Raw genomic sequence first — 1308 nt, forward strand, 5'->3', positions numbered from 1 at the left:
TGGCACCGTCAGCGCCATCGGCCCGATGCGCCGCCGCCGCGGCGTTGCGCTTGGCGGCGGCCTGCTGCAGCAGCCAGTCGCGATAGTCGTCGAGGTCGCCGTCGAAGGGCTGCAGACCGCCGTCGGCCACCAGCATGAACTGGTCGGTGGTGGCGCGCAGCAGATGCCGGTCGTGCGAGACCAGGATCAGCGTGCCCTCGAACTGCGCCAGCGCCATCGTCAGTGCCTCGCGCGTATCGAGGTCCAAATGGTTGGTCGGTTCGTCGAGCAGCAGCAGGTTGGGCTTCTGCCAGACGATCAGCGCCAGCGCCAGCCGCGCCTTCTCGCCGCCGGAAAACGGTTCGATCGGCGAGGTCGCCATGTCGCCGCGGAAATTGAAGCTGCCGAGGAAGTCGCGCAGTTCCTGCTCGCGCGTATCGGGCGCCAGCCGCGCCAGATGCTGCAGCGGCGAGTCGTGGTCGCGCAGCGTCTCGAGCTGGTGCTGGGCGAAGTAGCCGATCTGCAGGCCCTTGCCGTGCCGCAGCGTGCCGGCCAGCGGCGCTAGCGTATTGGCCAGCGTCTTGACCAGCGTCGATTTGCCCTGGCCGTTGGCGCCGAGCAGGCCGATGCGCTGGCCGTTCTGGATCGACAGCGTCAGGCCGCGCAGGATCGTCACCGGCGGCGGACCCGCGTAGCCGCAATCGACCGCGTCGAGCACCATCATCGGATTCGGGGCGGCATCGGGCTCGCGGAATTCGAACGAGAAGCCGGCCGCGGCGTGCACCGGCGCCAGCCGTTCCATCTTCTCCAGCGCCTTGACGCGGCTCTGCGCCTGGCGCGCCTTGGTCGCCTTGGCCTTGAAACGCGTGATGAACGATTCCAGGTGCGCGATCTGCTTTTGCTGGCGCGCGTAGGCGGCCTGCTGCTGCGCCATCTGCTGCAGCCGCAGCGTCTCGAACAGGCTGTAGTTGCCGCCATAGCGGCGCAGCTGCTGCTGTTCGATATGGACGGTGACGTTGCAGATCGCGTCGAGGAACTCGCGGTCGTGCGAGATCATCACCAGCGTGCCCGGGTAGCGCGCCAGCCAGTCTTCGAGCCAGACGATCGCATCGAGATCCAGGTGGTTGGTCGGTTCGTCGAGCAGCAGCAGATCGGACGGGCACATCAGCGCCTGCGCCAGATTCAGCCGCATGCGCCAGCCGCCGGAGAAGGCGGCGACCGGCTGGCCGACCTGCGCCAGCGTGAAGCCCAGGCCCAGCAGCAGCGCCTCGGCGCGCGAGGCCGCGGTGTAGCCGTCGGCGTCCGCGTAGGCCGCGTGCGCTTCGGCCT

The 1308-nt window shown here is 68.9% G+C and carries 1 protein-coding gene; it reads right to left on the minus strand.

From position 1 onward, the window contains the following. Window positions 1–1308, minus strand: a 1308-nt coding sequence (locus B551_RS18240; protein ID WP_023264729.1) for an ABC-F family ATP-binding cassette domain-containing protein, incomplete at both ends; no start/stop codon positions are given.

It is taken from the genome of Cupriavidus sp. HPC(L) (assembly GCF_000307735.3).
Lineage (GTDB): Bacteria > Pseudomonadota > Gammaproteobacteria > Burkholderiales > Burkholderiaceae > Cupriavidus.